At 55.9% G+C, this 17,249-nt stretch carries 17 protein-coding genes, 2 tRNA genes and 1 pseudogene; 10 read left to right on the top strand and 10 right to left on the bottom strand.

Features of this window, described 5'->3' with window-relative positions; all coding sequences use genetic code 11:
• Positions 1 to 16 precede the first annotated feature (16 nt).
• Entirely contained in the window at positions 17 to 364 is a 348-nt protein-coding gene (gene grxD, locus DG357_RS09885; RefSeq protein ID WP_003832760.1) for a monothiol glutaredoxin 4, read from the bottom strand.
• A 338-nt stretch (positions 365 to 702) separates the two neighbouring features.
• Here grxD and DG357_RS09880 point away from each other — a divergent pair, with 338 nt between their 5' ends.
• Positions 703 to 1,476 carry a C40 family peptidase gene (locus tag DG357_RS09880; protein ID WP_047368407.1) on the top strand — a complete coding sequence of 258 codons (774 nt, stop codon included), beginning with the start codon at positions 703 to 705 and terminating at the stop codon, positions 1,474 to 1,476.
• Positions 1,477 to 1,598: 122 nt separating this feature from the next.
• Positions 1,599 to 2,180 carry a superoxide dismutase [Fe] gene (gene sodB, locus DG357_RS09875; RefSeq protein WP_028012892.1) on the top strand — a complete coding sequence of 194 codons (582 nt, stop codon included), beginning with the start codon at positions 1,599 to 1,601 and terminating at the stop codon, positions 2,178 to 2,180.
• Positions 2,181 to 2,217: 37 nt separating this feature from the next.
• On the opposite strand, the gene DG357_RS09870 is transcribed toward sodB, so the two are convergent.
• Positions 2,218 to 3,384, bottom strand: a complete 1,167-nt coding sequence (locus DG357_RS09870) for an MFS transporter (protein ID WP_088205335.1) — start codon at positions 3,382 to 3,384, stop codon at positions 2,218 to 2,220.
• A 163-nt stretch (positions 3,385 to 3,547) separates the two neighbouring features.
• The gene (gene cydH / locus DG357_RS09865) at positions 3,548 to 3,637 is read right to left on the bottom strand and encodes a cytochrome bd-I oxidase subunit CydH (protein WP_020688313.1); all 90 of its coding nucleotides are present in this window, start codon (positions 3,635 to 3,637) and stop codon (positions 3,548 to 3,550) included.
• 297 nt (positions 3,638 to 3,934) lie between these two features.
• Here cydH and purR point away from each other — a divergent pair, with 297 nt between their 5' ends.
• Positions 3,935 to 4,960, top strand: a complete 1,026-nt coding sequence (gene purR / locus DG357_RS09860) for an HTH-type transcriptional repressor PurR (RefSeq protein WP_008500597.1) — start codon at positions 3,935 to 3,937, stop codon at positions 4,958 to 4,960.
• Positions 4,961 to 4,977: 17 nt separating this feature from the next.
• Here the strand turns inward: purR and punR are convergent, their stop codons facing one another.
• Complete coding sequence (gene punR, locus DG357_RS09855) at positions 4,978 to 5,889, bottom strand: DNA-binding transcriptional activator PunR (RefSeq protein WP_088205334.1); 912 nt, start codon at positions 5,887 to 5,889, stop codon at positions 4,978 to 4,980.
• Between the two features lie 114 nt (positions 5,890 to 6,003).
• On the opposite strand from punR, the gene punC reads away from it, so the two are divergent.
• The gene (gene punC, locus DG357_RS09850; protein WP_047368404.1) at positions 6,004 to 7,194 is read left to right on the top strand and encodes a purine nucleoside transporter PunC; all 1,191 of its coding nucleotides are present in this window, start codon (positions 6,004 to 6,006) and stop codon (positions 7,192 to 7,194) included.
• A gap of 297 nt (positions 7,195 to 7,491) precedes the next feature.
• Positions 7,492 to 8,640: a cyclopropane fatty acyl phospholipid synthase gene (gene cfa, locus DG357_RS09845; RefSeq protein WP_088205333.1), complete on the top strand. Its 1,149-nt coding sequence runs from the start codon at positions 7,492 to 7,494 to the stop codon at positions 8,638 to 8,640.
• A 31-nt stretch (positions 8,641 to 8,671) separates the two neighbouring features.
• On the opposite strand, the gene DG357_RS09840 is transcribed toward cfa, so the two are convergent.
• Entirely contained in the window at positions 8,672 to 9,313 is a 642-nt protein-coding gene (locus DG357_RS09840) for a riboflavin synthase (protein ID WP_028012887.1), read from the bottom strand.
• 225 nt (positions 9,314 to 9,538) lie between these two features.
• Between DG357_RS09840 and mdtK the strand changes: the two genes are divergently transcribed.
• From mdtK to DG357_RS09820, 4 genes and pseudogenes are all read left to right on the top strand, one after another.
• On the top strand, positions 9,539 to 10,912 hold the full coding sequence (mdtK, locus tag DG357_RS09835; RefSeq protein WP_049138896.1) for an MdtK family multidrug efflux MATE transporter: 1,374 nt from the start codon (positions 9,539 to 9,541) through the stop codon (positions 10,910 to 10,912).
• Between the two features lie 153 nt (positions 10,913 to 11,065).
• A tRNA-Val gene (locus tag DG357_RS09830) sits at positions 11,066 to 11,142 on the top strand.
• A gap of 4 nt (positions 11,143 to 11,146) precedes the next feature.
• A tRNA-Val gene (locus DG357_RS09825) sits at positions 11,147 to 11,223 on the top strand.
• Between the two features lie 118 nt (positions 11,224 to 11,341).
• Positions 11,342 to 12,938 (top strand): annotated as a pseudogene (locus DG357_RS09820) (FAD-NAD(P)-binding protein).
• A 28-nt stretch (positions 12,939 to 12,966) separates the two neighbouring features.
• Here DG357_RS09820 and DG357_RS09815 read toward each other — a convergent pair.
• Positions 12,967 to 13,602 (bottom strand): carbonic anhydrase, encoded by a 636-nt coding sequence (locus DG357_RS09815; RefSeq protein ID WP_028012884.1) that lies wholly within the window; start codon positions 13,600 to 13,602, stop codon positions 12,967 to 12,969.
• A 72-nt stretch (positions 13,603 to 13,674) separates the two neighbouring features.
• A complete protein-coding gene (locus tag DG357_RS09810; RefSeq protein WP_088205331.1) occupies positions 13,675 to 14,457 on the bottom strand; it encodes an MBL fold metallo-hydrolase in 783 nt (260 codons plus the stop codon).
• A gap of 125 nt (positions 14,458 to 14,582) precedes the next feature.
• Here DG357_RS09810 and DG357_RS09805 point away from each other — a divergent pair, with 125 nt between their 5' ends.
• Complete coding sequence (locus tag DG357_RS09805; RefSeq protein WP_003857665.1) at positions 14,583 to 14,723, top strand: hypothetical protein; 141 nt, start codon at positions 14,583 to 14,585, stop codon at positions 14,721 to 14,723.
• 36 nt (positions 14,724 to 14,759) lie between these two features.
• Here DG357_RS09805 and DG357_RS09800 read toward each other — a convergent pair whose 3' ends face one another.
• From DG357_RS09800 to DG357_RS09790, 3 genes are all read right to left on the bottom strand, one after another.
• Complete coding sequence (locus DG357_RS09800; protein WP_047368400.1) at positions 14,760 to 15,239, bottom strand: GlcG/HbpS family heme-binding protein; 480 nt, start codon at positions 15,237 to 15,239, stop codon at positions 14,760 to 14,762.
• A gap of 90 nt (positions 15,240 to 15,329) precedes the next feature.
• Positions 15,330 to 15,941 (bottom strand): response regulator transcription factor, encoded by a 612-nt coding sequence (locus DG357_RS09795; RefSeq protein ID WP_047368399.1) that lies wholly within the window; start codon positions 15,939 to 15,941, stop codon positions 15,330 to 15,332.
• Entirely contained in the window at positions 15,934 to 17,244 is a 1,311-nt protein-coding gene (locus DG357_RS09790; RefSeq protein ID WP_224222673.1) for a sensor histidine kinase, read from the bottom strand. Before DG357_RS09790 ends, DG357_RS09795 begins: the two co-directional genes overlap by 8 nt.
• Between the last annotated feature and the right edge of the window lie 5 nt (positions 17,245 to 17,249).

Genomic DNA, 17,249 nt, shown 5'->3' with positions numbered 1-17,249 from the left:
TTATTAACGCAGAAAATTATTCAGCGTCCGGTTCTTCCGTTTTGTACTTCGCCGCCGTCTCTTTGATCAGCTGCTGCAGTTCGCCGCGCTGATACATCTCAATCAGGATATCGCAGCCGCCCACCAGCTCGCCGTCTACCCACAGCTGCGGGAAGGTCGGCCAGTTAGCGTATTTTGGCAGCTCAGCGCGGATGTCCGGGTTCTGCAGGATATCAACGTAAGCAAAACGCTCACCACAGGCTGACAGCGCCTGAACCGCTTGCGCGGAGAAGCCGCAGCTTGGCAGCTTCGGAGAACCTTTCATATACAGCAGAATCGGGTTTTCAGCGATCTGGCGCTGGATTTTTTCAATAGTGGTGCTCATGTCTTGCTTCCTTTAACTTCTGTTACGGCAATAGTCTGACATTGTAGCGGGTCAGGCTGGCATCGGAAAATAACATTTTCGTCACGTTTATATATTTTACCCCGACTCCACAAAAGTTGCATTGCAAATGGTGTTTACCCCTTCGCCCGTCAGGGTTTTGCTTAGGGAGTGAACAATTGTGCGTCAGAACGATGAATTTTTTTGCACTTGCTAACGAAACACGTTTTTAGATTGAAAAATGCTATTAACTTCTCGGGTTTTTATGGATTAGAATCGACGGGCTTTGTAAATCACACGCGGGTATTATTGATGACCTGCATATATCAGGGGACTGCCCAGTGGCGCGGATAACTAAAATCTCGATCACGCTCTGTGCTTTACTGTTTACATCACTCACGTTAACGCCAGCGGCAAACGCCTCTCAGCAGGCGCGGCAATCTGCTGTACAAAAAAGCCATCTGGTTAAAGCCACAGAACGTAAGAAAAAAACCAGCAACAAGAACGACAAGAAAAAAACCACCGCTCAGACTAAACAAACCGCTTCCAGCAAGACGAAAACAAAATCTTCCCGCACTACCCGCACCGCCAAAAATAAAGCTTCGCAGACCGCCGCTAACCTCGTTACAGAAAAATGCATTACCCGTAAAGGCCATAAAGCAAAATGCACGAAGGTAACAAAGCTGGCGGATGTGCATAAAGTGCGTGTGCAAAAAGCGCAAAAAACCGCGATGAATAAACTGATGGGGCAGATTGGCAAACCTTATCGTTGGGGCGGCAGTTCGCCGCGTACCGGTTTCGACTGCAGCGGCCTCGTCTATTACGCCTATAAAGATCTGGTTAAATTCCGTATTCCACGTACCGCCAATGAGATGTATCACCTGCGCGATGCGTCACCGGTTAACCGGGGTGAGCTGGAAAACGGCGACCTGGTCTTCTTCCGCACGCAGGGTCGCGGTACGGCTGACCACGTGGGCGTCTACGTCGGCAACGGGAAATTCATCCAGTCTCCGCGCAGCGGTCAGGACATTCAGATCACCTCGCTCAGCGAAGATTACTGGGTACGTCATTACGTCGGCGCGCGTCGCGTCATGACGCCAAAAACCATTCGTTAATCCCTGCCCTGCCGCATCTGCGGCAGGTTAAGTTCCTCTTTTGCATACCCTTTCAATTTGCTAACCTGTCCTTGTTGTCTGTAGGGTTATTGGCAACACAAAATACAATAAGGAGAGAAGCAATGTCGTTCGAATTACCTGCACTACCGTATGCAAAAGACGCCCTGGCACCGCACATTTCTGCGGAAACCCTGGAATACCACTACGGCAAGCATCATCAGACGTACGTCACTAACCTGAACAACCTCATCAAGGGCACCGATTTTGAAGGCAAAACGCTGGAAGAGATCGTTCGCAGCTCAGAGGGTGGCGTTTTTAACAACGCGGCTCAGGTGTGGAACCACACTTTCTACTGGCACTGCCTGGCACCGAATGCCGGTGGCGAACCTGCCGGTGAACTGGCAGCCGCCATCAACGCCGCCTTTGGCAGCTTTGCTGAGTTTAAAGCGAAGTTTACCGATGCCGCCATTAAGAACTTCGGTTCTGGCTGGACGTGGCTGGTAAAAGAGGCGGATGGCAAACTGGCTATCGTGTCCACGTCTAACGCGGGCACCCCGCTGACCACCAGCGCTACGCCGCTGATGACCGTGGACGTGTGGGAACATGCTTACTACATTGATTACCGCAATGCGCGCCCGAACTACCTGGAGCACTTCTGGGCTCTGGTTAACTGGGACTTTGTCGCGAAGAACTTCGCCGCGTAAGAGACACGCAGAAGGGGTAACCCTTCTGCGTTTTTGCTTATTCAGCCGTGCAAACCGCTTCAGGCTGTTTTCGGCCGGACATCATCACCAGCAGCAGGCCGAGCGCGGCAATAATCGCCCCCATCACCGGCACAAAACTGTACCCCAGACCGCCTGAAATCACGGCGCCTCCGGCGGCGGCACCCAGCGCATTGCCGAGGTTGAACGCCCCGATATTCACGGAAGACGAGAGACCCGGCGCCTCATGGGCGACACGCATCACGCGCATCTGCAGCGGCGGCACCACGGCAAAGGTGGCAGCGCCCCAGACAACCATCGCAATCGCCGCGCCGAATTCATTCTGCGCCAGCCACGGGATCGCGACCATAATGACAATCAGCAGGGTTAAAAAGCCCTTCAGCGTGCCGCTCACGGAACGGTCAGCAAATTTCCCGCCGAGATAGTTGCCAATCGAGAAGCCGACGCCAATCAGCACCAGCATCGCGGTAACAAAGAGTGGCGTTGCGTGGGTAATGTCGTGTAAGACCGGCGAAATATAGGTGTAGAGGGTAAACATCGCTCCTGCCCCCAGCACGGTGGTCAGCAGCGCGGAGAGTACCTTCGGGCGCATCAGCACCGACAGCTCTCTGCGTACATCAGGGCGTTCACCCGCACTGCCTTTTGGCAGGGAGAAGAATAACGCCACCATCGCGACCACGCCCAGTCCGGCCGTCGCCAGGAAGGACATCCGCCAGCCAATGACCTCGCCCAGCCAGGTTGCCGCAGGAACACCGCCGATGTTAGCGATGGTCAGCCCCATAAACATGGTGGCCACGGCGCTGGCCTGCTTGTGTTTTGGCACCACGCTTGCGGCCACGACCGAGCCCAGACCAAAGAAGGCACCGTGGTTGAGGCTGGTCAGAATGCGCGACAGCATCAGAGTGGTGTAATCCGGCGAAATGGCCGAAAGCACGTTGCCCAGGGTGAAAATCGCCATCAGGAAAATCAGCGCATTGCGGCGCGCACGGTGCGAAAGCAGAAGCGTCATCAGCGGCGCTCCTACCATCACGCCGATGGCGTAGGCGCTGATTAACATCCCGGCGGCCGGGATCGAGACGTCCACGCCCCGGGCGATAACGGGCAGTAACCCCATCGAGGAGAATTCAGTGGTGCCAATCCCAAAAGCGCCAATCGCCAGGGCCAGCAGGGGAAAATTGATTTTCATGCGTCAACTCCGGATGCCGTGTCATGTGGTGACACAGAACAAAGAAGCGGAAAGCATGACATCAATCACAAAAAATGAGAAGTTAACAAAATGGCAAAAGATTTTTGCCAGAGAAGTAACAATCGGAGCGTTCGGGAGGGAGAAGGCTCTCCCCCCGCGTAAATCAATGCAGCGCAGCCGTCAGGCCAGCCGCCACAATCAGCGCCAGCACAATAACGGTGGTGAACAGCGAAAACTTCAGATCGGAACTCATCAATTTTTCTCCTTTTAATCCCCCCACGAAAAGTGAGCTTGCTCATTTTTGCACAGTTTACGTCAAAAATCTTCCTGGATTTAAGCTGATAAACACTTTACCTCTTCCCCTTTTCATCAAGATAGGCCAAAATTCCACGCTAAATTTATTAGCGTACCGGCCATTGACCCCCTCCTGACGTCCCGTGTCGTTTTCCCGGCGTGCCGCAATTCAAAATTGCGTGATAAGGGTGAGAGAAGGCAAACGTTTACCTTCAAGTTTTTCAGGAGTTTAGGATATGGTCTGGAGTGACATTTAATGGCAACAATTAAAGACGTAGCAAAACGCGCAAACGTTTCCACTACAACCGTATCACATGTAATTAACAAAACCCGTTTTGTGGCGGAAGAGACGCGCAACGCCGTCTGGGCAGCGATCAAAGAGCTGCACTACTCGCCAAGCGCGGTTGCGCGCAGCCTCAAGGTTAATCACACCAAGTCTATTGGTCTGCTGGCGACCAGCAGCGAAGCGGCCTATTTTGCCGAGATCATTGAAGCGGTAGAAAAAAACTGCTTCCAGAAAGGCTATACCCTGATTCTCGGCAACGCCTGGAACAGCATTGAAAAACAGCGCGCCTACCTGTCGATGATGGCGCAAAAGCGCGTGGACGGCCTGCTGGTGATGTGTTCAGAGTACCCGGAATCCGTGCTGTCGATGCTGGAAGAGTATCGCCATATCCCTATGGTGGTGATGGACTGGGGCGAAGCGCGCGCCGACTTCACCGACTCCGTTATCGATAACGCCTTCGAAGGCGGTTACATGGCGGGCCGTTATCTGATCGAACGCGGCCACCGCGAGATTGGCGTGATCCCGGGTCCGCTGGAACGCAACACCGGCGCGGGCCGCCTGGCCGGTTTTATGAAAGCGATGGAAGAAGCGCTAATCACCGTGCCGGAAAACTGGATCGTGCAGGGCGACTTTGAGCCGGAATCAGGCTACCGCGCGATGCAGCAGATCGTCTCCCAGCCGCACCGTCCAACCGCCGTTTTCTGCGGGGGCGATATCATGGCGATGGGCGCCCTCTGTGCGGCCGACGAGCTGGGTCTGCGCGTACCGCAGGACATCTCCGTGATCGGGTATGACAACGTGCGCAACGCGCGCTTCTTCACGCCAGCGTTGACCACCATTCACCAGCCGAAAGATTCGCTGGGTGAAACCGCCTTCAATATGCTGCTGGACAGGATCGTCAACAAGCGTGAAGAGTCGCAGTCCATTGAAGTTCATCCTCGCCTCATCGAACGCCGTTCCGTTGCGGATGGCCCGTTCCGCGACTACCGTCGTTAATCTCATTGCGGAGCCAGTCAGTCTGGCTCCCGCAGCCACTCCCGGTTAAGCGTTTCGCTGTCCCCCAGATAGTCCAGCAGCCAGGCCATCGCCGGCGAGACATCATTTTGTTGCCAGGTGAGGCAGCAGGCCGCATCCGGGAACGGATTCTCCAGCGTTAGCTCAACCCACTCACCGGTGTCGATTCGCGGACGTGCAAAATGGGCGGGCACCATGCCTACGCAGAGCCCGGCGCTGAGGCACGTCGCCGACGATCCCCAGTCAGGGGCGACAACCCGCCGCTGGTTGTCCAGCAGCCAGGTAATTCGCTTCGGCAGCGAGCGGGAGGTATCTTCCAGCACCAGCGACGGCCAGCTGCGCAGCGTATCATCGCTCAGCGGCACTTCCGTCGCCGCCAGCGGATGATCGCTTGCCACCACGCATTTCCAGCTCAGCATCCCCATATCGCGAAAGGCGTAACGTCCCCCGACCGGGATCGCCTGGGTCGCGCCAATCGCCATCTCTACCCTGCCGTCCGCCAGCGCATCCCAGACGCCGTTGAACACCTCCTGCGAGACCCGCAGTTCTACGTCAGAGAAATGCCGATAAAAATCGACAATCATCTGCCGGGTGCGCTCGGGCTTAACGATATTATCCACCGCAATGGAAAGGTGCCCCCGCCAGCCGTTCGCGATCTGCTGGCACTGCTCGCGGGTGATCTGCATTTTTTTGATAACAGAACGTCCTTCCTTCAAAAACCACGCCCCTGCGGGCGTTAATTCAACATCACGATGCCGCCGTTCAAACAGCGGTACCGCCAGCCACTCCTCAAGCTGTCGCACCGTATAGCTGATGGCTGAAGGGACGCGGTGCAACTCCTGCGCCGCTCCGCTAAAGCTGCCGTTACGCGCGACAGCATCGACCACTTCAAGAGAATAATCGGACCACATTTTCTGCCTGCAAAAAATTTGAATGCACCCGCCAAATATTAGCGTTTCACAAGCGGCTTTGCACTCCCTACACTCAGCGCCAACATATACCTGCCTCCTCAGGAGAATAAAACAGTGCAACCCAGGAAAGGTTTTTTAGTCTGGCTCGGCGGCTTAAGCGTGCTGGGCTTTTTGGCCACCGATATGTACCTGCCGGCGTTTGCCGCCATGCAGGAAGATTTGCAAACCCCTGCTGCCGCCATCAGCGCCAGCCTGAGCCTGTTCCTGGCCGGTTTTGCCTTCGCGCAGCTGCTCTGGGGACCGCTTTCGGATCGCTTTGGGCGTAAACCGGTGCTGCTGCTGGGGCTGGCCATTTTTGCCGTGGGCTGCCTGGGGATGCTATGGGTGCGCGATGCCACCTGGCTGCTGGTGCTGCGGTTTGTTCAGGCGGTCGGCGTCTGTGCCGCGGCCGTGACCTGGCAGGCGCTGGTCACCGATTACTATCCGGCGAACCGCACTAACCGTATTTTCGCCACCATCATGCCGCTGGTAGGGCTCTCACCGGCCCTCGCCCCGCTGCTGGGAAGCTGGATCCTCGCGCACTTTGACTGGCAGGCCATCTTTGCCACACTGTTTGCCATCACGCTGGTGCTGATGCTGCCGGCGTTCGCCCTCAAGCCCGCGCATAAAAAAGAGGCGCACGCAGACGCGAAGCCGATTACCTTCACCTCCCTGCTGAGCGCGAAAGCGTATCGCGGCAACGTTCTGATCTATGCCGCCTGCTCGGCGAGCTTCTTCGCGTGGCTGACCGGCTCGCCGTTTATTCTGCACGATATGGGCTATAGCCCGGCGGCCATTGGCCTGAGCTACGTTCCGCAGACCATCGCGTTCCTGGTGGGCGGGTACGGCTGTCGCGCGGCGCTGCAAAAATGGGAAGGCCAGCAGATGCTGCCGTGGCTGCTGGTGCTCTATGCGCTGAGCGTCATTGGCACCTGGGCCGTTGGGTTTATTCCGGGCGCGGGTCTGGCCGAAATATTGATTCCATTCTGCGTGATGGCCATCGCGAACGGGGCGATCTACCCTATCGTTGTGGCGCAGGCGCTGCGTCCGTTCCCGCAGGCGACAGGCCGTGCGGCTGCGCTGCAGAACACCCTGCAGCTGGGGCTGTGCTTCCTGGCAAGCCTGGTGGTCTCCGCGCTGATTGCCACGCCGCTGCTGACGACAACCAGCGTGATGCTGGCTACCGTTGCGCTGGCCGTCATAGGCTATCGCATGCAGGCTTCCGCGCAGGATGAGAGCACGCAGGTAGAAACCTCGCATGCCTAATCGCGCCAGAAACTATGTTAATTTTCAGTGATTAGGTTGCTAAGAATTTTCTATTGAATCACCAAATTTTGAGGCCTATACTAAATTTGGTTCGATTAAATACGATAAATATTATGTGTTAACGGGAGCCGGAGTGCTCCCGTTTTACCATGGAAGGCATTTCGGCAAGGGTTATCTCCCTTCCTCTGTTCTACGTCGGATACTAGCCTCGCGGTATTTACCGTGAGATTTCTCACAAACCAAAAAAGCGTCTACGCTGTTTTAAGGTTCTGATCACAGTAGGGTGATGGAGAAGCTATGAGTTCATCGTGTATAGAAGAAGTCAGCGTTCCGGACGATAACTGGTCCCGGATCGTCAGTGAACTGTTAGGTCGGGCAGGCATCACTATCAACGGATCATCCCCATCGGATCCTCAGGTTAAACATCCCGATTTTTTTAAACGCGTGTTGCGCGAGGGGTCGCTAGGCCTGGGGGAAAGCTATATGGACGGCTGGTGGGAATGCGAACGGCTGGACACTTTTTTCGCCAGCGTGCTGCGTGCTGGTCTGGAAAAACAGCTCCCCCGTAATCTTAAAGACACCCTGCGTGTCGCCTCTGCCCGTCTCTTTAACCTGCAAAGTAAAAAGCGTGCCTGGATCGTCGGCAAAGAGCATTACGATCTCGGCAACGATCTGTTCAGCCGCATGCTGGACCCCTTCATGCAATACTCCTGCGCCTACTGGAAAGAGGCGTCGACGCTTGAAGAGGCTCAGCAGGCCAAGCTGCGCCTGATTAGCGAGAAATTGCAGTTGCAGCCCGGTATGCGCGTGCTGGATATTGGCTGCGGCTGGGGCGGGCTGGCGTATTTTATGGCGAAGCACTACGGCGTCAGCGTGGTCGGCGTCACCATTTCCGCTGAACAGCAAAAAATGGCGCAGGAGCGGTGCCTGGGGCTTGATGTGGATATCCGCCTGCAGGATTACCGGGACCTGAACGAACAGTTTGACCGGGTCGTTTCCGTGGGCATGTTCGAGCACGTCGGGCCGAAAAATTACGACACCTATTTCGAGGTGGTGGACCGTAATCTGAAACCGGACGGTATTTTCCTGCTGCACACCATCGGCTCTAAGCGGACCGACAATAACGTTGACCCGTGGATCAACAAATACATCTTTCCGAATGGCTGTTTACCGTCCGTACGCCAGATTGCCAACGCCAGCGAATCCCATTTCGTGATGGAAGACTGGCATAACTTCGGCGCGGATTACGACACCACGTTAATGGCGTGGCATGCACGTTTTCAGGAAGCCTGGCCTGAAATTGCGGGCAACTATTCTGAACGATTCAAGCGGATGTTTAGCTATTATCTGAATGCCTGCGCGGGGGCGTTTCGCGCGCGAGATATTCAGCTCTGGCAGGTTGTTTTTAGCCGTGGGATTGAACACGGCTTGCGGGTCGCACGCTAGAAAAATAACCCCGGCCAGCCGGGGTTATTTTTTATTCTTCTTCTACAGCTTTAATTATTGCGGCTTCTTTTGCGGCCAGCACGCGCTCAACGGTATCTACAACCGCCTGGGTTTGCGGATCGATTTCGATATTCACGCGATGCCCCAGTTTTTTCGAACCCAGCGTGGTGCGCTGCAGCGTCTCGGGAATTAAATGCACGCAAAAACGCGTCGGAGTAACTTCTCCCACCGTCAGACTAATCCCATCAATGCCAATAAACCCTTTATAGAGGATGTATTTCATTAATGACGGGTCCTGCACTTTAAACCAGATTTGACGGTTATTTTCTGATGTAACGATTTTCGCCACTTCGGCGGTGGTCATGATGTGCCCGGACATCAGATGGCCGCCAATCTCGTCGCTGAACTTCGCCGCGCGCTCAACGTTGACGGTGTCCCCCACCACCAGCTCGCCCAGGTTGGTAATACGCAGCGTCTCTTTCATTAAATCAAAGCTAATCTGGTTGCCATTAATTTCGGTGACGGTCAGGCAGCAGCCGTTATGGGCAACCGAGGCGCCGGTTTCGATGCCGTCGAGCATATATTCCGGCAGCTCTACAACATGAGTACGAAAATTAGGTTTTTCATCAATGGACACCACTTTGGCGGTGCCCTGCACAATACCAGTAAACATGCTTACAACTCCTGTTTTTTCCGGACGGTGGTGACACCGTTTAATCCCACCACAATAACAGTTGGAAAAACAGGTTGCCAGCGGAGCGCATTTTCTGGCGATTTTTTCACTAGATAAATAGCTAAAGCCCGCTACAATAGCTGGCACCCCCCTGCATTTTCTTCTTGCTGCCCGTTTCGGCGGCTTTTTTAGTCTCTCATATAACTACAAAATAAAGGTGTTCACGTGCAGAAGTACATGAATGAAGCGCGCCAGCTATTGGCACTGGCTATACCAGTGATCGTCGCGCAGGTGGCCCAGACCGCAATGGGATTTGTGGATACGGTAATGGCGGGTGGCTACAGCGCCACCGATATGGCGGCCGTTGCTATCGGCACGTCAATCTGGCTGCCGGCCATCCTGTTCGGCCACGGTCTGCTGCTCGCCCTCACCCCGGTTATCGCTCAGCTTAATGGCTCGGGTCGTCGCGAGCGTATTGCCCATCAGGTCCGTCAGGGTTTCTGGCTGGCAGGGTTTGTCTCCGTACTGATTATGGTCGTGCTCTGGAACGCGGGTCATATCATCCGCGCCATGCATAATATTGACCCGGCGCTGGCAGACAAAGCCGTGGGCTATCTGCGCGCCCTGCTCTGGGGTGCGCCCGGCTACCTCTTTTTCCAGGTCGCCCGTAACCAGTGTGAAGGGCTGGCGAAAACCAAGCCCGGAATGGTGATGGGCTTTATCGGCCTGCTGGTGAATATTCCGGTGAACTACATCTTTATCTACGGCCATTTCGGCATGCCGGAGCTGGGCGGCGTCGGCTGTGGCGTGGCGACGGCTGCGGTTTACTGGGTAATGTTCTTCAGTATGATCGCTTATGTGAAACGCGCCCGTTCAATGCGCGATATTCGTAACGAGAACAGATTCAGCACGCCGGACTGGAGCATCATGACGCGCCTGGTGCAGCTAGGCTTGCCGATTGCGCTGGCCTTGTTCTTTGAGGTGACGCTCTTTGCCGTGGTTGCCCTGCTGGTCTCCCCGCTGGGGATTGTTAACGTGGCCGGACACCAGATCGCGCTCAACTTCAGCTCCCTGATGTTCGTCCTGCCGATGTCGCTGGCGGCGGCGGTGACGATTCGCGTTGGCTTCCGCCTGGGACAGGGCTCCACCCTGGATGCGCAAACGGCCGCGCGCACCGGGCTCGGCGTCGGTGTTTGCATGGCCATCTGTACGGCGCTGTTTACGGTGGCGCTGCGCGAGCAGATCGCCCTGCTCTATAACGACAACCCGGACGTGGTGGCGCTGGCTTCGCACCTGATGCTGTTGGCTGCGGTGTATCAGATTTCTGACTCCATCCAGGTGATTGGCAGTGGCGTATTGCGCGGATATAAAGACACGCGTTCGATCTTCTTTATTACCTTTATCGCCTACTGGGTGCTGGGTCTGCCTACTGGCTACGTGTTGGCGCTGACCGATCTGGTCGTTGATCGCATGGGGCCAGCCGGATTCTGGATGGGCTTTATCATCGGACTGACGTCGGCGGCGATCATGATGATGATGCGCATGCGCTTCCTGCAGCGCCAGCCGTCAACGGTAATTTTGCAGCGCGCTGCGCGTTAACTACGCAGTAGCCGCCAGCTGGCGGCTACTTTCTCTTCACTTTGCGCGGTAATGAAGCAATCGCGTGAAATCAGAGAGAAAAATGCGTTTTCCCTCTTGCCTCCTTGATGCTGTGCCGCTAATATTCGTCCCCGTTGTCACCGACAACACGTTGCGTTCATAGCTCAGTTGGTTAGAGCACCACCTTGACATGGTGGGGGTCGTTGGTTCGAGTCCAATTGAACGCACCATTCTGCGTCCGTAGCTCAGTTGGTTAGAGCACCACCTTGACATGGTGGGGGTCGGTGGTTCGAGTCCACTCGGACGCACCATTTCAGTCCTGAAATGGTGCAAATTCTCTCCTTTTACCCTGAATTTTCTTAATCGCTTATTTTCATCATTATTCTCCTGCTACGCTTTTCTTATGGAATAAATACAGGAAGCGCGTCAATGAAGAATATCGCGATTATCGGCTCCGGCCCTACAGGGATTTACACCTTTTATCATCTGCTTAATAACAGCACCCCGCTCTCCGTATCCGTCTTCGAACAGGCCGATGAAGCCGGCGTGGGCATGCCCTATAACGACGACAATAATTCCCGGCTGATGCTGGCGAACATTGCGAGGCATAGAAATTCCGCCCATTTTTATGACCTACCTCGACTGGCTCAAGGAACAGAGCGACACCCATCTGGCGCGCTTTAAGGTTGATAAAGCCAGCCTGCATGACCGGCAGTTCCTGCCCAGACTCCTGTTGGGAGAGTATTTTCGCGACAGCTTGCGTTCAATCGTGAAAGAGGCAAAAAAGCTGGGGTTCCAGGTTACGGTCCATGAATCCGCGAAGGTAACGGACATCATCCCCTCGACAACCGGCGTAACGCTTTCCGTCAACGACACCACTTTGCCCGATCGGTTTGACCTGGCGGTTATCGCCACCGGCCACGTCTGGCCAGATGAGGAGGAAGCCACGCGCACGTTCTTCCCCAGCCCGTGGTCGGGGTTGATGGACGCCAGCATTCCCCCTTGCCGCGTGGGCATTATGGGAACGTCGTTGAGCGGTCTGGACGCGGCTATGGCGGTGGTAATGCAGCACGGTGAGTTTCGTGACGGTAAATTCCTCCTCGACAAGGGCAGTGAAGGGTTAAACATTACGCTGATGTCCCGCACGGGCATTCTGCCGGAAGCCGATTTTTACTGTCCAATCCCTTACGAACCGCTGTCGGTATTGACCGAATTTGTGGTTGAACACGAGATAGCCAAAGGATCGGACGGCCTGCTTGACCGCATATTTTCCCTGATGGTGAAAGAGCTCGAGCTCGCTGACCCGGCGTGGTGCGAGAAAATTTCTCTGCGTAACCAGGATGCCGACAGCCTTCGTGAGGCATGGTTTGAGGACCGTAAACGGCACGGGCCCTTTACCTGGGCGGAAGAGAACCTCAGTGAGGTTGAACGCAACAAACGCGAACGGCGCACCGTGGCCTGGCGCTATACCGTCCTTCGACTGCATGAGGTGGTTCAGGAGATTGTGCCCCACCTCAACGAAGAGGACAGAGAGCGCTTTAAGCAGGGCCTCGCCCGCGTGTTTATCGACAACTATGCCGCCATTCCGCCGCAGTCTATCCGCAGGCTGCTTGCGCTTCGCGAGGCCGGCATCATTAGCGTGGCGGCGCTTGGCGATGATTACACGCTCGATGCCGGCAGCGATCGGACGGTAATTACCACCAAAGAGAGCGTTTATCGTTTCGACGTGTTTATTGACGCGCGCGGACAAAAGCCGCTCAAAACAAAGGACTTGCCTTTCCCGACGCTGCGTAAACAGCTGGCAGAGACGGGCGACGAGATACCCGACATTGGTGAGGATTACACGCTTAAAGCGCCTGAAACGGTTCGCGGGCGCATTGCTTTCGGTGCGATACCGTGGCTGATGCACGATAGTCCCTTCGTTCAGGGGCTGGCGGAGTGTGCGGAGATTGCAGAGGCGATGGCGAAGGCGGCTGAAAAACCTGCCTCGGGGAGACGGCGTCGGTTACCGTACGTGGAGAACTGACAGGGCTTCCATGCCCTGCTATCGGTGATTACTCGAAGAAGACCTCCGGGTTTTCCGACAGCGATACGAACGTTTTGGTGTTCTTATCCAGGGCAAGGATTTTGCCGCTTTCAATGTCATACACCCAACCGTGCAGACGAAGTGAGTTATTACGCAGGCCCACCGCGACGGACGGATGGGTCTTGATGTTGCTCAGCTGCGCAAACACGTTCTCCTGCACCATCGCATTCACTTTATCGATAGGCTTGTCCCAGCTTTTCTTCTCTACCACGGCTTTCGCCGCGTCGGAATAGCGCAGCCAGTGCGATACGGCTGGCATTGGCTCCAGGTTGGCGTTATCGGCAATCGCCTTCATCGCGCCGCAGTTGGAGTGGCCACAGATCACGATATCCGTCACGCCCAGCGCCACCACCGCGTACTCGATAGTTGCAGATACGCCGCCCGGCTCCGGCCCGAAAGGCGGGACAATGTTGCCAGCATTACGAATGACAAAAAGCTGTCCCGGCTCTTGCTGGGTGACCAGTTCAGGAACCAGACGGCTGTCGGAGCAGGAGATGAACAGCGCTTTGGGATTCTGGCTGGACGCTAAACTGCGAAAGAGCTCTTTACGTTGCGGGAAAATCTCTTTTTGAAAGCTGAGAAAACCTTCAATGATATGTTGCATAGCAATTTCTCTTTTATCTGTTTTCGTTTAGGTATGATCGCGATCACACTCGTAAAGTTTACCCACCGTACTTTACCTGAGACAAGCAATATATTTCTGGCCCGACCGCTGCACAATGTTGTCGGCGTTCGCCGGGATGTTTTGCCCTTCGAATGCGCCGTAGAGACGAGCGAACGATTTTCCCGCCAGGCGCCGGGTAACGTCCTCAACCGTACGGGCAGGCAGCGGGAGCATATTCGGGTAGCTCCACATAAACGACACCGCATCTTTCCCCGGGGTGACCTGCAAAATATCCCCCGCCAGCAAAACGCCCTCACCCTCCTGCCAGTGCAGTACCGTTCCGCCCGCAAAATGGCCGCCGAGACGTAGCAACGTGACGGACGGCCAAATCTCCAGCGCCTCCCCCTCCCAGAAATGAATCGCCGGGCTGTTGCGCATCACCCATTCGCGGTCGCTGGCGTGCAGGTAGACCGGCGCATCGAAAGCCGCGGCCCACTCCTGCATCGTGGTGTAATAGTGCGGATGCGAAATCGCAATGGCGTGAAGGCCACCGAGCGCGGCGATGAGCGTTTGGGTTGCCGGGTCAAGGTTGGCAATGCAGTCCCAAAGAATATTGCCGTGCGGGGTGCGCAGAAGCAGCGCCCTCTGGTTAATCGCAAAAGCGGGAACCGTTTTGATACTGAACAGCGCGGGCTCCAGCTGCTGCCATTTATTCACGTGCGTGGCCGTCACCGTCGCGTAATCAATCCACGCCTGACCGCTGACCGGGACATACTGGCGTTCATCCTCGCAAATCGGACATCTCTCCGGCTTTCCATCATAGGAGGTACCGCAGGTTTTACAGAGTGTAATCATGAGCGCTCCTCGGTGATAAAGCACTGAGTATGGCAGGGATTATCCTTATGTGCTGCGAGGTACATTGCCGACGTTTTTTACCCTATACTGTGCCAGTATCAAAAACCGAACAGAGCAGGTGCAACATGGAAATTGATCTCGATAACTTAGTTTTTAACGGTCTGGATGAAGCGGAAGAGCGTAACGCGGAACGTCTGGACGACGCGGATAAAAAAGCGCAGGCGATTGTTGCCGACGACGACTGCGGTGATGCCTGCAAGATTTGATAAAAAAAGCACCGGTAAACCGGTGCTTTTTTTATATTACTTTTTCAGCCCGTCAATGGCCGCCTGAGCGCAGGCTTCATCAAGATGACCGCCCGGCGCGCCGCCGATGCCGATCGCCCCAATCACCTCATCGCCTTCTTTTACCGGCAGACCACCTGCCAGCAGCAAGTAGCCAGGGATATCACGCATGTTCTGTGCGCCCGCATTGCTCTGCGCCGCTTCCATCACTTTGCCTGACGCATTCTTTGCGCTGAGCGCCGTAAACGCTTTCATTTCGCTGGCTTTAACCGTGTGAGGACCGGCGTTATCCATACGCTGCACCGCTTTTACCACGCCCGCACGGTCAACCACCGTGACCGCGACCTGGTAATTTTTCGCTGCACAGGACTGAATGGCGGATGTTGCCAGTGCGTTAGCCTGCGTCAGAGAGAGATTTTTTTGGGTCAACGTCTCGGCCTGTGCGGCCAGACTTACGCTACCTGCGACCAGTGCCGCAACCATCATGACTTTTTTCATCGCACTTCCTCGCGTGTTGTTAGACATCCCGGAGGTTACTTAACGGCGCGATGAAACGTAATTCGGTTGATTACGCACTCCACCTGGTAGTTATACGGATTGCAATTTGTCGTACGCCCGGCTCGCCTGTACCAGACTGGTGACGCCGAGCTTGGCAAACGCCGCCGCACGGTGCGCTTCCACGGTTCTCGGGGAAAGATTCAGGCGTGCAGCCACCTCTTTATTACTGCACCCTTCCATCAGTACGGTCAGTACCTCGTGCTCCCGCGCGGTTAGCTGTTCAAAGCGTGCTTTGATCTGCGAAATATCCTGCCAGGCAGCAGACCGTCGCTGGCTCTCCTCAAAGGCCAGCCCAACCGTTTCGATGAGCTTATCGGCGTCTAACGGCTTGGTGAAAAACTCAAATACGCCGTTGCGAAACGCGCGACGGCAGGCATCGATCGTTCCGTGTCCGGTCATGACAACGACCGGCAGCAGCGGCCACGGCCATTCGCCCTCTTCCAGCCACGCCAGCCCGCCTTTACCCGGCATGCGCATATCCAGCAGCAGACAGCCGACAAGCGCCGATTCACCGCTCTGCGCCTGAGTAAAAGCCTCGACGCTCGCAAACGTCTTAACCTGCCAGCCCATCCCCGACAGTAAAAACGACAGGGATTCTCTGATGGACTCGTCGTCATCAATGAGCCAGACCACCTTATCCATGTTTTAACTCCTTTCCTGCTGCCAGCTGCAAGCGGATCTGCGCCCCACCCTGCGGGGCATTGCCCAGGGCGATCGAGCCGTTCATGCGCGTCATCAGCGTTTCCGTTAACGTCATTCCCAGCCCAATTCCGCCGGGGCGTCCGCTGAAGAATGGCATAAATGCGTTCTGCAGGGCATCCGGGCTAAACCCGGGCCCGCCGTCGGTCAGGGTAACCAGAATGCCCTTCTCATTTTTCTGACTGTCGATTCGCACCCAGCCGTCCGCGCTCTCCTGCTGCGCCTGAATCGCATTGCTGAGCAGATTATGCAGGATCTGCTCCAGCCAGAGTCGGTCCGCCATTACAGTCGTAGCACCCACAGCAAACGCATGAATAACTGCGATACGTCGGGATTTACGCTCGTGCTCCAGTAAATTCTCCACCTGCTGCCAGCACTGCACCAGATCGGTTTCGCGCAGGGTCACCTTTTCCTGTACCACATGCTCGCGAAACCGGGTCAGCAAGGCGCTGATACGCTGCGTTTGCAGCAGCGCGGCCGCGAGCGCCTGCGACACGGCCTGCGGATTATCCTGCTGCTGTCGCTGCGCCCCCTGGATCCAGGTTTGCACGGCGGTCAGCGGCTGGTTGATTTCATGGACAATGCCCGCGGTGATCTCTCCCAGCGTGTTAAGCCTGGCGTGTTGATAATAGAGCGCACGCTGTTCGGCCTGCTGGCGCTGTTTGCGCTGCCAGAGCACGGTTCCCGCGCCCGCAATCACTATCCCCCAAATCAGAAACAGCAGCGGATACGCCAGCCAGGAGACCCTGAACCAGTCCGGATCTGCCGCGGCAGTGAGAATAAAGGGCTGAGTATGCTGCGGGAAGGTGCGCTGCCAGTGCCAGAAAGCGCCCGTTGACCGCGGACGATCGTCATTCGAGAGATTCAGATGCAGCTCTGCAAAGCTATGGATCGGCGCAAGCAGCGCGCTTAAGTCGATCAGGATGCGGATCTGCCGCCACGGGTTGTATAGCCAGTACTGAACGCCACGAAAAGGCTCCACGCGGGCGGCGTCCAGCGCGCGACCGGTGGTTTTTTCCAGAGCCTTAATGTGGGGGAATTTTTTGCGTAACGCGGTGAGGTCTTCATCGCCGGTGAGAAGCGGAAGTACCGACTCGTTTTGCGTCAGCACGGCGCCGATCCCCGAATACAGCGCCGTAAACTCGCGATCGCGCTCCCAGAACTGGCGGCGTATCTGTTCCGCATACAACAGCACGCCGCTTATCAGGCAGACCACCACCCACGCAGCGATGCTGCGCTTTATCATCTTTT

This window comes from Enterobacter bugandensis (assembly GCF_900324475.1).
GTDB lineage: Bacteria > Pseudomonadota > Gammaproteobacteria > Enterobacterales > Enterobacteriaceae > Enterobacter > Enterobacter bugandensis.
The sequence above is the reverse complement of the archived record's forward strand: the minus strand, read 5'-3'. Positions and strand labels throughout refer to the sequence as shown.

Excerpts from the sequence above, each read along its gene's own strand:
- grxD (WP_003832760.1), bottom strand. The coding sequence starts at position 364 with ATGAGCACCACTATTGAAAAAATCCAGCGCCAGATCGCTGAAAACCCG.
- sodB (WP_028012892.1), top strand. The coding sequence starts at position 1,599 with ATGTCGTTCGAATTACCTGCACTACCGTATGCAAAAGACGCCCTGGCA.
- DG357_RS09870 (WP_088205335.1), bottom strand. The coding sequence starts at position 3,384 with ATGAAAATCAATTTTCCCCTGCTGGCCCTGGCGATTGGCGCTTTTGGG.
- cydH (WP_020688313.1), bottom strand. The coding sequence starts at position 3,637 with ATGAGTTCCGATCTGAAGTTTTCGCTGTTCACCACCGTTATTGTGCTG.
- purR (WP_008500597.1), top strand. The coding sequence starts at position 3,935 with ATGGCAACAATTAAAGACGTAGCAAAACGCGCAAACGTTTCCACTACA.
- punR (WP_088205334.1), bottom strand. The coding sequence starts at position 5,889 with ATGTGGTCCGATTATTCTCTTGAAGTGGTCGATGCTGTCGCGCGTAAC.
- cfa (WP_088205333.1), top strand. The coding sequence starts at position 7,492 with ATGAGTTCATCGTGTATAGAAGAAGTCAGCGTTCCGGACGATAACTGG.
- DG357_RS09840 (WP_028012887.1), bottom strand. The coding sequence starts at position 9,313 with ATGTTTACTGGTATTGTGCAGGGCACCGCCAAAGTGGTGTCCATTGAT.
- DG357_RS09815 (WP_028012884.1), bottom strand. The coding sequence starts at position 13,602 with ATGCAACATATCATTGAAGGTTTTCTCAGCTTTCAAAAAGAGATTTTC.
- DG357_RS09810 (WP_088205331.1), bottom strand. The coding sequence starts at position 14,457 with ATGATTACACTCTGTAAAACCTGCGGTACCTCCTATGATGGAAAGCCG.
- DG357_RS09805 (WP_003857665.1), top strand. The coding sequence starts at position 14,583 with ATGGAAATTGATCTCGATAACTTAGTTTTTAACGGTCTGGATGAAGCG.
- DG357_RS09800 (WP_047368400.1), bottom strand. The coding sequence starts at position 15,239 with ATGAAAAAAGTCATGATGGTTGCGGCACTGGTCGCAGGTAGCGTAAGT.
- DG357_RS09795 (WP_047368399.1), bottom strand. The coding sequence starts at position 15,941 with ATGGATAAGGTGGTCTGGCTCATTGATGACGACGAGTCCATCAGAGAA.
- DG357_RS09790 (WP_224222673.1), bottom strand. The coding sequence starts at position 17,244 with ATGATAAAGCGCAGCATCGCTGCGTGGGTGGTGGTCTGCCTGATAAGC.